Source organism: Sulfuracidifex metallicus DSM 6482 = JCM 9184 (genome assembly GCA_032834875.1).
GTDB classification, from domain to species: domain Archaea; phylum Thermoproteota; class Thermoprotei_A; order Sulfolobales; family Sulfolobaceae; genus Sulfuracidifex; species Sulfuracidifex metallicus.
Genome location: CP135238.1, coordinates 319537 through 333850 on the forward strand (window position 1 = coordinate 319537; position 14314 = coordinate 333850).

Sequence of the window (14314 nt, forward strand, 5' to 3'; positions counted from 1 at the left end):
CCATATTTCACTAGCTCTAATAAATATCAAGAATAAGTTTAATTGTACTATATTACATAAGCAAGAAAAAGAGCAAGCTGTAATAGAAAATTATTTTTTACATTATTATAATATAAAAAGCGAAATGAAGAATAGCTTAGACGTTTCATCACTACTTTTAACGGTACGAAGAGTACTAAAATACGCTTCATGAATTTTAAGAATAACAATTACGGGTATAATTGACTAGAATTAAGAGAAAAGTAATTAATTATTAATCAATAATGACTAAGTTCTAAATATGCAATCTAACGTTCGCTTAACTTCCCTGTAATTCATCTGCCCAGGAGCAGTGCTCTCAATTACTGAGGCATATATTAGCCTGGATCCAAGAATGCCGAAGGCTATCCTTTCTAAAGGATCTACTCCCATAGGCATCACGGCTACCTTTTTGAGAGAAAGAAGAGAAGATAGAACTTCTTTATACTTTCCTTTGCCTATTATAGCAACCTTGAATAGTGGATCTTTTCCCTTGAAAGGCTCAAAGAGTTCAACTACCTCCTCTAAGCTAGGTACATCACTAAAATAATGTAGAGACAAAATTGTTCTACAGTCTACGTTTATCTCATATCTTTTTGCGAACTTGGCTTCTACGTCATAAATGAACCCACTATCATAGATTTTATCGTATATTTTTTTCTTTATATCTGGAGATACTTGATTTATTCCTCCCTCGTTTACGTCTCTTATTGTGAATATTAATTTACTTGAAAGGCTGGAAAATTTATCTAATTCATCAATTATGAAAAATGGATTTGAAGAGTAATCTAGTCTCAGTTCTATTAAGTCCGATTCTATCTCCTTTATGTTGGATAGGTCCTCCGGCTTCCTTACAGGGAGCGACGCCACAACCTTAGGTTTATCCAACAAGACTCACCTTAGCTCCTAATGAGGCTAAATCTTTCCAAAATCTAGGGTTGCTCTTGTTGACACAGCATGCATTGTCTACTACACCTCCATCATAAGTCGCCAGTGCTCCAGCCATCATTGCTATCCTATGATCCGAAGGACAGGAAATGAAACCCTCCTTTATCTTTCCTCCTACTATTTCTATTTTACCTTTATCGTAATGCGCATCTCCTCCAAAAGCCTTAACAGTAGTTATTATTGTAGATATTCTGTCGCTCTCCTTTATTTTGAGTCTTTCAACTCCTTCAATGATAGTTAAGGACGGAACAGCGGTAGCTAAGGCTGAAATTGAAACTGCTAGATCAGGTGCGTCATCTACGTTAACCTTTATTCCCCTGAGCTCGCCCTGCTCAACGTTCCAACTGTTGTCTTCCCATTGGCTCGTTACGCCCATGTTTCTAAATATTTCAACTATTGAATGATCTCCGAAATAATCCTCAGGAACGTCTAAACCAGTTATCTTGAGCCTTCCCCCAGTTATTATGGACGATATTGCGTAAAACGAGGATAGTGCATAATCCCCTGGGACTTTCCCTTTGAAAGGAATCATGTCTTTTCCTCTTTCTACCGAAATTACATTACCTTGGAAATCCACCTTACCGCCAAAGTTCTTTAATAACGACGCGGTCATTTTAATATAAGATGAGGAAGAGACTGGAGGTTTTATGATAATCTTTCCTCCTCCCTTCATAATCATGCCGTAAATCAAGCCTGAAACGTATTGGCTACTTTCATCCCCTGGAATTTCAACTATATCGTCTTTTATCTTGCCAGATAATTTCACAGGGAGAGAATGAGAGGAAAAACTCACTCCTTTAGTTGAAAGAGCTTCCACTATTCTCCTTATAGGTCTATCCCTTAAAGGATAATCCGCATCTATGACTATCTCCCCGCCTATTGAGGCGACTATAGGTATGAAGAACCTAAGGGTTGTCGCAGATCCTCTAAATTTTACGTAATTTTCTTTAACATAAGGACTTGGAGGAGGGATTAACTCACGTCCCTCCATTTTCACACCTAAGGCTGTTACAGCATCTATTGCATCCTTTATGTCTTCGGAATCAGGCATATCCTCTATTTCCACTTTCGAGAGCAGTGAATAGAAGATTAGCCTTATAGCTTGGCTTTTGGATGGAGGAGCCCTTACTTTTCCCCCAACCTTAGATCGTTTGATTATCGCCCTCAAGCTCAACGAACCTTGTTAATATAGGCTCTCCAAATTTTTTAAGTGAGTCGTAGATTGGTCCCTCCTCCCCCTCTTTTGACAACGCGAAATACGATGGTCCGTTACCACTGATGCCTGCAGCTATGGCTCCCCTTTTAATGGCTTCATTTATAGGAGTCTTATCATATCCTAATATCTCGGCGATTAAAGTTCCATTTATTCTCATCGCGTCAAAGATTGACCTCTTAGCTAGTTCGAATATTCCAGCAAAGGAGGAAGAGAACTGCTTGAGCTTGTTTAAATCCACATTAGGTCTATCTCCTCTTGGCAGGATCATGACTACTACATCCTTAGGCGGATTGGACATTTTCAATATCTTTAGATATTTATTATCTGTAAACGATATCCCTCCGTAATAGGAGGCCGCAGCATCATCCAAAGCTCCGGTATATGAAACTCCTGCCTTAATTGATAGAATTGCTGAGAGTTTAGGTGGAGATAAATAATTTTCTATTGAGAATTTACTGTAAAGTTCATGGATGAGGGCAACGGAGACCGCACTGCTACTCTTTAGCCCGCTTCTAGAGGGTACGTCGCTTTCAACCTTGACCTTCACGTGAGGTATGTTCCATCTTTTCTCGAAGAAGTCTAAGATCTCTTTCACTAGTCTAGATTCAGAAGGGTCTCTTTCTCGGGTTTCCTCAATTGATACTTTGATTTTCAGGTCCACTGCTGCTGAAGACCCCAACCAACAAGGTATTGCATTTACTATTGAGATCCCTCCATAGGCACGCATTCCTTTACATACCTCTCCCAGTTTCTTTGAGAAGCTTCAGCCTCTTCCTTTTCCAATTTAGAAAGACTAATTACTCCAGATCTAAGCATGTGGTCAGCCAGAACTAGAGCAACCATGGACTCTGCAACTGTAACTCCTCTGATTGCAACTGCAGGATCATGTCTTCCCTTAACCGAGATTGTAGTTTTTTCTCCAGTCCTCAAGTCCACGGTCCCTTGAGGCTTTCTGATCGAACTCGTTGGTTTAAACGAGCATCTAATTACTATCCTCTCCCCCGTGGTTATTCCTCCCAGTATTCCTCCCGATAGGTTATCCTTCCATTTTATTTCCCCGCTTTCTGACACGATCTCGTCGTTGGCTTCGCTTCCCTTCATTGACGCTGCCCTAAATCCAAGTCCATATTCAAACCCTGTAACTGCAGGAATTGACATTATTGCCTTACCTAGGTCCGCCTTTATTTTATCAAAAACAGGTTCTCCTAATCCTCTAGGAACGTTGTCAGCAACAATTTCCGCTATTCCTCCATAACTATCCCCTTCAACTGTAGCTTCCTTTACCAGTTTCTCGTATATTTCTTCAGTTTCCTTGTCTGGAGCTCTAACTGGACTGTATTTAGAACATATAATTGAATGAAAATCTGTTGCGTTAGTGCTGGCAGGACCTAACGACTTAAGATAACCTGCAACCAGTGTACCCTTAGACATGATTAACTTCTTTGCTATTGCACCTGCTGCAACTCTACCTACAGTTTCCCTAGCACTGGACCTACCTCCTCCCCTGTAGTCCCAGTTCTCATAGCCGTACTTGAATATGAAAGGAAGGTCAGCGTGGCCTGGACGTGGCTTAGTTTTTACTTCTTCATACAGAGATGATATTATATCGTTATTTCTAACCATGATTGCAATGGGAGATCCAGTAGTTCTTCCGTTAAATATGCCACTGAGTATTTCGGGTTCATCCTTTTCCCTTCTACCCGACACGAAAAGTCTCCCAGGTCTTCTAAAAGAAAGCTCAAATTCTACGTCTTCCTTTGTTAAAGGTAACCCAGCAGGTACTCCGTCTACTATTACTCCCACTGCAGGGCCATGGCTTTCGCCAAAGGTTGTGATCCTGAAGAGCCTACCAAATGAGCTTCCTGGCATAAAGATACTCCAGCACTTTTTCATCAGGAAGAGAACTATTAAACCATATCTTTTCAGCTTCCATCGCTTGTCTCACTAATATTTGTATTCCGTTTATCACATCTATTCCTAGATTCCTTGACGCCCTAATTAAGGTAGTCTCTAACGGTTTGTATACAAATTCGATAGACAATTTACTTCCATTACAAGGTACCTTCTCCCAGTCAGGTGTAGTGTTAACAGTCACATATGCTTCCCTGCATTCTTCAACAACCTTCGCCTCATAGCCATAGGATCTAACTCTATCGGCTACCTCCTCAGCCCTTTCCTTACTTCTATTGATTATTTCCAGCGAACATCCCAATTCAGCTAGAGCGAAAGCTGCCGCCCTAGACGCACCTCCAGCTCCATATATTAAACATACTTTCTCATCTAAGGAGTTTACCTTCTCCTGTACAAGCGACTTCACGGCAAGAAAGTCTGTGTTATAGCCTTTTCTTCCCATCGTTGTATTCACCGCACCCAACATTTCAGAAGCCTTATCTACTTCGTCTAAAAGTTCAATTACCTTTTCCTTGTAAGGTATTGTAAAGTTAAGACCTTTGGCGACCTCCACTAGACCGTCAACAGCCCTTCTCAACTTGTCCTCCTTTATATCAAAGGATAAGTATACTGCGTTTATTTCTAGATTTGAAAAAGAGAAGTTATGTATGGCTGGAGATAAGGTATAGCTTATATTCTGTCCAACTACTCCCAACAGCTTAGTGTTTTGATCTATCATCAAGAGAGACATTGTTTGGCGAAGCCATTAAGAGTTTCCAATGGTATATCTACTCTTCTCCACTGCCCCAACCTTGTGGGAAGCGGCATCATTAGATAACCCGATCTCACTTTCTTGTCCTTTGAAATTGAGGATAGAGCTAAGTTAACGTCTATTTTGCCTTCTAATTCATCAATAGTGATAGGTAATCCATACGAAGATAGCATCCATGTTACGTCCTCCACAATACCTTCCTCGGAGTAACCTATTTCTTCTGATATCTTTGCCTCACAAGTCATACCAACAGAAATTGCAAGCCCATGGTGCACAGAGAAGGAAGAGCCAGCCTCAATAGCGTGACCTATTGTGTGACCGAAATTGAGGACTATTCTAATACCTTTAGTCTCCCTCTCATCTTGAGACACTATGTTTAACTTGTTACGTATGGACCTAGTTATTACCTCCTCCATTGCAGATTGATCACCTTCCATTATTTTCTCTTGGTTCATCGCAAGGAAATCATAGAAATCCTTGTCCAGAACTATGGAATACTTTATCACTTCAGCCATGCCTCTGGTTAATTCCTGTCTAGGCAAAGTAGAAAGGAAATCTATATCTGCTACTATAGTTGACGGCTGATAGAAAGTACCTATTACGTTCTTAACGTTCTTGAAGTTAACTCCGTTCTTTCCGCCTATGGCAGCGTCCACCATACCTAGGAGTGTAGTAGGTGCAATAATTAGGTTCAGTCCGCGCATATATACCGAGGCTACAAATCCCACTACGTCAGATATAGTTCCTCCTCCCATAGCTATTACGGTGTCTCCTCTGTCGAAGCCTTTAGAGAACATAAACTCAACGATTTCCATTGCTCTGTTTAAGTCCTTAACTCCTTCTCCGTCCTGAACCTCGTACTTTATTGCATCAGATTTCAACTTGTTAACGTATTCCTTAAGTGAAGTTGGATAAACCAATAGTTTCTTTTCCTTCGCAGAAAGGATTACGTCTTCCAGTACTCCCTTTCCAACAATCGTTCTAACTTCCTTGTCGCCTATCCCTGTATAGAACTCAATCATAACTTCCTACCTAACGCGTTGGCAACTCCCCTTATCCTGTTCATTAATACCTCGAATGACTCAGGAGTCAGCTGTTGTTCCGAATCACTTAAAGCTATTTCTGGATGTGGATGTACTTCGATTATCAACATATCAGCTCCTGCAGCTACTGAAGCTAATGCTAACGAGTGAACTAGTTCTCTCTTTCCTGCTGGATGACTGGGATCTGCACAAACTGGAAGATGAGTCATGGTTTTTGCAGCTATCATTCCTCCTATGTCCAATGTGAATCTAGTAGCTTTCTCAAATGTCCTTATTCCGCGTTCACATAGGACTACATTGCCGTTGTTTTCCGAGAGTATATACTCTGAGGCTTGAAGCCACTCCTCTATTGTATTTGCCATACCTCTCTTTAGAAGGACTGGTTTACCTAACTTCCCTACTTCCCTTAGCAAGTTGAAGTTTTGTCCGTTCCTTGCTCCGATCTGAACCATATCCACGTATTTCCTGAATACATCAATGTCTCTCGTATCCATTATTTCTGTAACTACTGGCAATCCAGTCTCTTGGCTAGCATTCATGAGTATCTTAACTCCCTCCTCTCCTAATCCTTGGAAAGAATATGGATTAGTTCTAGGTTTATATGCTCCTCCCCTTAAGAGTGAAGCTCCTGCCCTCTTCACGGCCTTGGCTACCGTTAGGGTTTGCTCCTCACTTTCCACAGCGCATGGACCAGCAGCCACGACTATCTTATCACCACCTATTTCCACGTCCTTTACCCTTATCTTAGTGGGTTCCTTCTTCCACTCATTGCTTGCCAACGGGAAAGGTCTCTTTATCTTAGTGGAAATTTCTATCGCATAATCGTATATTTTCTCGGCCTCGGAGTCTGGCCACACCAACGCAATCTCCATTCCGTAAATATTCACGAACTTGTACGAAGCAGAACTTGACTTTAATTTTTCTTTAAGTGTAGACTCATCTATTCCTTTTTTAAGTATAAACATGTACATTTTTTCTCACACTTCTCAAGTCTTGTTTTCTTTACCTTTTTTCAGGTTTATCTCTTCATTCACTCTCTTAAGAGTATCAATCCCAGCTTCTCTCACTTGCCTTGAGTACGGATTATTTTCCTGAATTTCCATGATCACGTCCTTAAGGTAATTCACTCTTTGCAGCGATTTGGAGACTTCTCTGAAGTTTGTTGTTTCGAAATCTGAAGGGTTAACTCCCATTTCAGAAGAGATCTCGTCTATGGCCTTGCTAAGTCCCATCATGTAAAAATGTACCAGAACTTGAACAATAGACATAGCCTTTTCATGAGAATCTGGGTCAGTCTCGATTACTGATAAACCGGACTTCCTCCAGAATTCTATAACGTCGTTTATGTTAGTGGACGTAGACGACGGAATGATTGCTATTTTTTCTCCAACAGGATAAAGCGACGGACCGAAGAGCGGATGCGTTGACACGAACCGAAATCCGTTCTCCACGGAGGCTTTTTCCAGAAATGAGAAAACGTAGTTTTTCGACGAGCTAATGTCCATTAATGTCTTTCCCCTAGCTAAGGGAAGAACATTGTCTAAGAATCCAGAAACTATTGCAGCAGGGGGTATAGCAACGATTATAAACTCGCCCCATTTCAAGGCATCCTTCATGTTCATGCTTACTGTTCTGAATTCAGACGCCAAGTTTGAGGCTCTCTGAAGGTTTCTTCCAGTTATTACTACTTCATGACCAACTAACGATAAAAGGGAGGTGAGGCTTCTAGCCATACCTCCATATCCTAATATCACAACTCTTCTCTTCTCATCTGGATTTAACTCAAGCATTTTAGAATAAGAGAAAATTAAAGGTAAAATTGACTTTACAAACGACTCTGGTATGCCTAAACCTCTGGCTCTGGATATCCATTTTTCCATCACTTCATTTTCTCTTCTCTTATCAGTTATCGTTCTACCATCTTTCTGCTTAATTTTACCTACTTCACCTACTAATTTAAATCTTAAAGAAATTAAAGATAAAATCTGTTCGTCTACTTTATCTATCTCTTCTCTTACCCACGAAATATCAGTCATTCACTTCATCAATTCTAGGGACTCCTTTATTACGCTTTCATAGTTAACCTTGTAGAAGTCTATTAAGTCCCTCTGGCTTCTGGCAGATCTGCCGAAGGTCGTAGCTCCGACGAATCTCATTGGAACTGGATATTTCTTTACTACTACTTCAGCTACAGCTGAGCCAACTCCACCGTAAATGCTATGTTCCTCTATTGTAACTATCCTTCCTGTTTTTCTGGCATAGTATTCAATTGTCTGTTCGTCTATTGGCTTTACCGAGGATATGTTTATGACTGCTGCACTTATCCCTTTCTTCTCCAACTCCTCTGCTGCTTTCATTGCATCCCATAGTAGTACCCCTGCTCCTATTATAGTAATATCCGATCCCTCCCTTAGGACGTAAGATTTGCCTATCTCGAATTCGTAATCCATGTTCTCTGTGATTTGAGGTGAATATTCTCTTCCTACTCTATAGTACACTGGACCGCTATGCTGAAGTATCTTTGGAAGTCCTCTTCTGATGTCTGCAGAATCCGCCGGGATAACCACTGAAAAGTTAGGAAGCGTCCTCATCAGTGCTATATCTTCTAATGCTTGATGACTGGATCCATCACCGCTGTCGCTATATCCTGAATGCGTAACTACCAATTTTACGTTTAAGTTCATTCTAGCTATAGAATTCCTTATTTGTTCCCAAGCCCTCATAAGGAACATGGCAAAGTTTACCACTACTGGCTTCTTTCCCACTGCGGAAAGCCCCGCTGCGAAGTTTACCAGATCTTGTTCCGATATCCCTACGTTAAAGTAGCGATCGCTAAACCTCTCTTTGAACTTGGAGGCCCTGGTTGAGTCTCCAACATCAGCTGTCATTACTATTATGTCAGGATCCTTCTCTCCAAGCTCCACAAGGAGCTTACCTAATGTATCACGCATTGATAAGATACTTCCTTGCATCATCTGGACTCGCCCTCTGTACTTTCGTGTTTTCTATTACGGGGAAACCTTTACCTCTTAGAGTCTTAGCAAATATTACAACAGGTGCCCTTATCTTATGAGCTTCTTCTATCGCGTCTACTATGCTTGCGAAGTCGTGCCCATCGCAGAACAAAGTTCTCCAACCCACCGCCTTCCATACGTCTGGAAGGAAGTGTTTGGGTTTTACCGCATCGGTGGAATCGTCGAGTTGGTAATTGTTAACTTCTATGAAAGAGATCAAGTTATCCAACTTCCTGGTAACAGCGTGTGTCATAGCTTCCCATATTTCTCCCTCATCTTGTTCTCCGTCTCCCATTATTACGTAAACTCTTCCTTTTCCTCCCTGCATTCTTATTCCTGTTGCTACTCCTATTCCGAAACTTAATCCTTGTCCAAGACTTCCAGTTGACATGTCAATACCGGGGATAAAGACTTCTGGATGTCCTTGAAGTAGACCGCTTATGTCTTGAATTTTCCATAGTTCCTCTTCCGGTATTAGTCCCTTTTCTGCTAGCACAGCATATAAGCCAGGAGCTGCATGACCCTTACTTAATATTAACCAATCCCTATCATATTTGGATTGAGAATCTCTGATATACTTGAAAATTAGCGTCGTTAAGATTTCTATACTACTTAGCGAAGAACCTACGTGTATAGAATGATCGTAGAACTGCATTTTTATTACGTTATTCCTTGCCTTAGAAGCTACTATACGTAGCTTATTTATTTCATCTATTGATATTGGAATTCCATCACGCTCACCTTTTATTCCCATTGGAGCAATATCAGACCCCAATTGGTCTATCTAACACTTATTTTTAAGTATTTTTATTAATGAAACCATGGAAAGGTTCTCTAGACAACTACTAGTATTAGGGCTTGGGGGACAAGAAAAGATATCCTCATTGAAAGTTACAATTGTAGGCTGTGGAGCACTTGGATCCAAGTTAAGCGAGGAGTTAGCACGCTTAGGAGTGGGTTCAATAAAGCTGGTTGATGCAGATGTTGTGGAGCTATCCAATTTACATAGGGTTTCCCTTTTTGATGAGGAAGATGTGGGAAAGCCAAAGGCGAAGATTTGTGCCGAGAAATTGAGAAAGATAAATCACGAAATAGACGTCTCTTACATTCTTGATGTTGTCGATGGAAAAAACGTTGAGGATATAATTAAAGGTTCAGATTTCGTTTTCGATGCTCTTGATACTCCTTTTTATAGATTGATATTAAATGACGCTTGTGTAAAGTCAGGAATACCTCTGATTTACGGAGGAGTTACCTCCTGGTACGGTTCTGCGATGTTCGTTTCCTCTCAAGGTCCTTGTCTTTCATGTTTTATGGCTGAATCCCAGGAGGATGCATGTGAAGTCACGGGAACCCTGGGAATAGTAGTTTCAGCAGTGGTTTCAATTCAAGTGGGTTTGATGTTAAAGGCGCTGAACGGAAATCCAGATCAGAGTCTATTTTACATTGATATGAAAGATCTAACCGTCAAGTCCTTCAAGATAGGCAAGAATCCAGAATGTAAAACGTGCGTGAAGAGAGAGTTTCCTCACCTTAATGAAAATCTAAAGCCCACTTGTGGACTAATAAGGATCAACTCTGGAGAAATCCAAGGGAAAGGTTTTACTGTGATTAGAGGTAAGGACGTTATTATCTGTCATGAAAATGGGAAATGTTTTAAGAAGGTAAAAAGCTAGAGGCTCATATAATGAAATCATTGAAGAACGTCGTCTATGGACTTCTGCCGATAATAGTGATAGCAGTATACTCAGCCATATACAAGATAGATCCCCTCCGCGTGATACAGCAAAAGCCTTTTCTTATACTCATGTTCTTAGGTTTTTATTTACTGCAGAACATGATCGACGCCATAAGGGACAAACTAATCACTAATTTACCTTATTGGACTGTCCTAAAGGCTAGGTTAACTGGAAACGCTTACGGGTTGATATTACCAGGCTGGATGGGACAGGAGTTAACTCGAGCTTTGTCTTATAACCCTAAGTTGAAGAACTTAAAGAAGGGTCTGGGCTTTTCCATAGCTGAAGGCTTCATAGATACAGTTGCAATTTGCCTTCTGTATTTAGTCTTCCTTCCGTTCTACTTCTCCTCTATTCAATTAATCTTTATTTTGGTAGCCTTGGGTAACATTTTAGGCTGGGGAATAGGCATATCTTTTATATATCATACACATGATAGAATCGGAAAAATAGAGGATTACATAATGAACTCCTTAAGGCTAGATAGCCTGACGTTAAATTACATGGAATTCAAGTCCTACATAAGAAGCGGAATAAAGGATAAATTTCCATTGCTTTTAATAATATCTTTTGCTAGCTTCTGGGTTCAAGGTTTATATTTCTATGTTATAACTCATAATGTTATTCTATCTTCCTTTATAATGGGCATATATATGGTAGGTGCATTAATACCCATCCCGTCTGAGGCTGGAGTAGGAGAACTGATTTTATCTTTACTTCTATCTCCTCAAAACGTTATTATAACCAGAATTTCCTATCTTATATCCAACGCGAGCGGATTTCTCTTTTCCGGAGATTTGAGCTTCAAGGAAGTTAAAAATGGGATCACATTAATTAGTAAAGAGAGAAATGGAAAACTTCTTGACTGATCCAAATTACGAAGTGATAAGACGTAACGTTATAGGATTAACTCAAAACGAAAATTTAAAAATATGTTTGCCATTTGATCTTGACTCTATCATTTTTTCCGGGCTATTGATGAAGTACTCCTCAGGAAACGCTTATTTGTCATTTTCCTCTACGGAAGGCTGTGATTTGCTATTAAGAAATGAGGCCTCAGGTAGATGGATTGAGTTTCCTAACATAGGTAAATATTTCCTGGGAAAGACCTCCTTTTCCTCTCTTTTTTCCTTGTCTGTGAACGATATTCTTCCTATTTTAACTGGGATGATGACCTCAGCCATACAGGAAAGAAGACAATTGACTGAGACTGAGAAAAAAATGGTTGAAAGTTCCCAATCTCTAGGCGTCAGCGTTGAAAACAGCTTCAAAATACCCAATTATAAACAACTTCCTTTATTCGTCTCCATAATGCTTTCTATAGATCCTTATTTGCCTGAACTCACAGGAAATAGAGAAAACTCCATAAAACTTGTCAAGGAACTTGGAGAGAACGAAACGTCTAAATTGGAGGAACTTAACGAGACACAACGCAATACCTTGGCATTCAGGATGTTGGCTTCAATGTCTAAATACAGACAAGCTACAAGCGAAGACATAATTGTAAGTAGAATATTTCTTATGGAATATGACATTTTGGAAATGGCTTTTGCTTCCTTGTTAAGTTTAGACTTTCACGGTCCTAATAGAATACTTGAAATGGTTTTCAATCCTTCCTTCGCTGAGACTATGATAGACGAATTCCGATCCCATGCTATGAAGGGTTTCTTCTTCGACATAAGGGATGAAAAGAACGTGTATAAAGTAGAAACTAACTTGAAATCCCCTCAGTTGGCTCACTTAATAGCGTTACAGCAGAAAGGCAAAAGCAAGCCAGTTGTAATAGTAGATGGAGGCAAAATGTTTTCCACTAAGTTCTTTTTCCCTCAGTTAAAGAGCAATGGGTTGATGAGAATTGATAATGTCAATTGAAATAAGGATAGAGCATGAGGACGCAGAGGAAATACGGAAGTCACTTGACGTTGATAACGTTGACCTTCCTAATGGAATGACGATTAACATGGTAACTGAAGGTGAAAATATTCTAGTTATTAACTTGAAAATGGAAGTTTCTAGACCCAAGGACTTGCTTACTCTGAAGAGTACCGCAGATGAGATAATGAGGCACGTAGAAGCCTTGGTCAAGACTATGGAAAGGTTAAATATATAGGAAATGGAAGGAAAGGTTAGCTGATAAAAATGGGACTAAGACCAGGAAGATGTTATAGGGAATTCTCTGGACCAGCTTACACGAGAAAGGAGTATATAGCAGGAATACCTATGCCAAAGATAACCAAATTTACCATGGGTGACGCTAAGATGGACTATGACTTTGAGGTTAGGCTTGTAGCAACTCAAACCGGACAGATAAGGCACAATGCTTTGGAGTCGGCTAGGCAGATGGCACTTAAATATATGACCAAGAAGACAGGTTCCGAAACTGGCTTTTACCTTTGGGTATTGAAGTACCCTCACCATGTAATAAGGGAAAACAAGATGATGGCTTTTGCAGGAGCAGACAGGCTTCAGGACGGGATGCGCTTGTCGTTCGGAAAACCTATTGGTACAGCGGCTAGAATAGAAAAGTTGGGAGAAACGATAATGCTGCTAAAGGTAAAGAAGGAGCACCTAGAATTTGCAAAGGAAGCTATGAAAATAGCGTCATCTAAGGTACCTCTTGATGTGAGAGTAGAATACGTTCCTTTAAAGAAATAAGGTGTTATTTTCTTTTGCCGTATGACTTTCAGGACGCTTATGTAATAAGCGAAATACGCAAAAGGGGGGCTAAGAAAGTCCTCCTTCAATTTCCTGAGGGTCTAAGGTATTTTTCAACTGATATATCAAAGAAAATTAAGGAAAGTTTACCTAGCGTTGACGTAATAATATCTGGGGATTCCAGTTGGGGAGCATGTGACGTAGCTGAGCATGAAGCTAGGGAACTTGGAGTTGACTTGATAGTACATTACGGTCATTCGCCTTATACTTGGTATTATCCTAAGTTTCCCACAATTTTCGTGGAGACCCATAGTGATCTAATTTTGACGGATAAGATGGTAAATGAAGCCTTAAAGCTTGTATCTAAATACTCACCTAAGAAGGTTGGGATTACAGCTACGTTGCAGCACGTTAAGCTTATACCGAGGCTTAAATCCAAGATTGAAGAAGCTGGAATAGAGGTAGAAGTAGGTAAGGCATCTAGTCCATTCATGCATGAGGGTCAAGTTTTAGGTTGCGATTATAAGGCTGGTCTCAATGTTAATGCAGACGTTTACGTCAACATTTCAGGAGGTCTCTTTCATTCCTTAGGTTTAGGCTTAGCCACGGGGAAGCCTGTAATTAAGGTGGATCCATACATGAACGGAGCCGAAGATATAAGCGGAGAAGTTTACAAATTCCTCAAGATAAGGTACGCCAAGATAATGCAGGCAATGTCTGCAAAGACCTGGGTAATAATACGCGGGGTTATGACAGGACAAGACAGACCTTTAATGGTTAAATTCCTCGAGTCCAGCATGAGACAAAAGAGGTTCACAACTTTTGTAATATCCTCCAGGATCCTGAATCTTGAGACCATGCGTAACCTGGATAGAAAAGACATAGATGCATTCGTTGTTACCTCTTGTCCTAGGTTGCCCACAGATGACCTTTATACCTATGAGAAACCTGTGCTTACTCCTGGAGAAACTAAAATGGTTATTAATAATAAGCTGGAGCCATACATTTTCCCGTGGTAA

General features: G+C 40.3%; 16 protein-coding genes. 6 read left to right on the plus strand and 10 right to left on the minus strand.

Features of this window, described 5'->3' with window-relative positions; genetic code table 11:
* Positions 1–267: 267 nt before the first annotated feature.
* The 10 genes from RQ359_RS01880 to RQ359_RS01925 are packed head-to-tail and all read right to left on the minus strand — an operon-like array spanning position 268 to position 9655.
* Complete coding sequence (locus RQ359_RS01880; RefSeq protein ID WP_156016202.1) at positions 268–906, minus strand: type I 3-dehydroquinate dehydratase; 639 nt, start codon at positions 904–906, stop codon at positions 268–270.
* The gene (gene aroA, locus RQ359_RS01885; protein ID WP_156017844.1) at positions 899–2134 is read right to left on the minus strand and encodes a 3-phosphoshikimate 1-carboxyvinyltransferase; all 1236 of its coding nucleotides are present in this window, start codon (positions 2132–2134) and stop codon (positions 899–901) included. The genes RQ359_RS01880 and aroA overlap by 8 nt, the downstream gene beginning before the upstream one ends.
* Positions 2109–2909, minus strand: coding sequence for a shikimate kinase (locus RQ359_RS01890; RefSeq protein ID WP_054838135.1), 801 nt, complete (start codon positions 2907–2909; stop codon positions 2109–2111). The genes aroA and RQ359_RS01890 overlap by 26 nt, the downstream gene beginning before the upstream one ends.
* Entirely contained in the window at positions 2882–4051 is a 1170-nt protein-coding gene (gene aroC / locus RQ359_RS01895) for a chorismate synthase (protein WP_054838134.1), read from the minus strand. Before aroC ends, RQ359_RS01890 begins: the two co-directional genes overlap by 28 nt.
* On the minus strand, positions 4029–4811 hold the full coding sequence (locus RQ359_RS01900) for a shikimate dehydrogenase family protein (RefSeq protein WP_054838181.1): 783 nt from the start codon (positions 4809–4811) through the stop codon (positions 4029–4031). The genes aroC and RQ359_RS01900 overlap by 23 nt, the downstream gene beginning before the upstream one ends.
* Positions 4811–5866, minus strand: coding sequence for a 3-dehydroquinate synthase (gene aroB, locus RQ359_RS01905; RefSeq protein WP_054838133.1), 1056 nt, complete (start codon positions 5864–5866; stop codon positions 4811–4813). Before aroB ends, RQ359_RS01900 begins: the two co-directional genes overlap by 1 nt.
* A complete protein-coding gene (gene aroF / locus RQ359_RS01910; RefSeq protein WP_054838132.1) occupies positions 5863–6858 on the minus strand; it encodes a 3-deoxy-7-phosphoheptulonate synthase in 996 nt (331 codons plus the stop codon). The genes aroB and aroF overlap by 4 nt, the downstream gene beginning before the upstream one ends.
* Positions 6859–6873: 15 nt before the next feature.
* Positions 6874–7923 (minus strand): chorismate mutase, encoded by a 1050-nt coding sequence (locus tag RQ359_RS01915; RefSeq protein ID WP_156016201.1) that lies wholly within the window; start codon positions 7921–7923, stop codon positions 6874–6876.
* Entirely contained in the window at positions 7924–8862 is a 939-nt protein-coding gene (locus RQ359_RS01920) for a transketolase family protein (protein ID WP_054838131.1), read from the minus strand.
* A complete protein-coding gene (locus tag RQ359_RS01925) occupies positions 8831–9655 on the minus strand; it encodes a transketolase (RefSeq protein ID WP_054838130.1) in 825 nt (274 codons plus the stop codon). The genes RQ359_RS01920 and RQ359_RS01925 overlap by 32 nt, the downstream gene beginning before the upstream one ends.
* A gap of 67 nt (positions 9656–9722) precedes the next feature.
* Between RQ359_RS01925 and RQ359_RS01930 the strand changes: the two genes are divergently transcribed.
* Genes RQ359_RS01930 through dph2 form a run of 6 tightly spaced genes read left to right on the plus strand, consistent with a single transcriptional unit; the run spans position 9723 to position 14314 of the window.
* A complete protein-coding gene (locus RQ359_RS01930) occupies positions 9723–10577 on the plus strand; it encodes a HesA/MoeB/ThiF family protein (RefSeq protein ID WP_156016200.1) in 855 nt (284 codons plus the stop codon).
* Positions 10578–10588: 11 nt separating this feature from the next.
* Positions 10589–11509, plus strand: coding sequence for a lysylphosphatidylglycerol synthase domain-containing protein (locus RQ359_RS01935; RefSeq protein WP_054838129.1), 921 nt, complete (start codon positions 10589–10591; stop codon positions 11507–11509).
* Positions 11490–12512 carry a single-stranded DNA exonuclease gene (locus RQ359_RS01940; protein WP_156016199.1) on the plus strand — a complete coding sequence of 341 codons (1023 nt, stop codon included), beginning with the start codon at positions 11490–11492 and terminating at the stop codon, positions 12510–12512. The genes RQ359_RS01935 and RQ359_RS01940 overlap by 20 nt, the downstream gene beginning before the upstream one ends.
* On the plus strand, positions 12502–12750 hold the full coding sequence (locus RQ359_RS01945) for a KEOPS complex subunit Pcc1 (RefSeq protein ID WP_054838128.1): 249 nt from the start codon (positions 12502–12504) through the stop codon (positions 12748–12750). The genes RQ359_RS01940 and RQ359_RS01945 overlap by 11 nt, the downstream gene beginning before the upstream one ends.
* Positions 12751–12779: 29 nt before the next feature.
* On the plus strand, positions 12780–13295 hold the full coding sequence (locus RQ359_RS01950; RefSeq protein WP_054838127.1) for a 50S ribosomal protein L16: 516 nt from the start codon (positions 12780–12782) through the stop codon (positions 13293–13295).
* A 14-nt stretch (positions 13296–13309) separates the two neighbouring features.
* A complete protein-coding gene (gene dph2 / locus RQ359_RS01955) occupies positions 13310–14314 on the plus strand; it encodes a diphthamide biosynthesis enzyme Dph2 (RefSeq protein WP_054838126.1) in 1005 nt (334 codons plus the stop codon).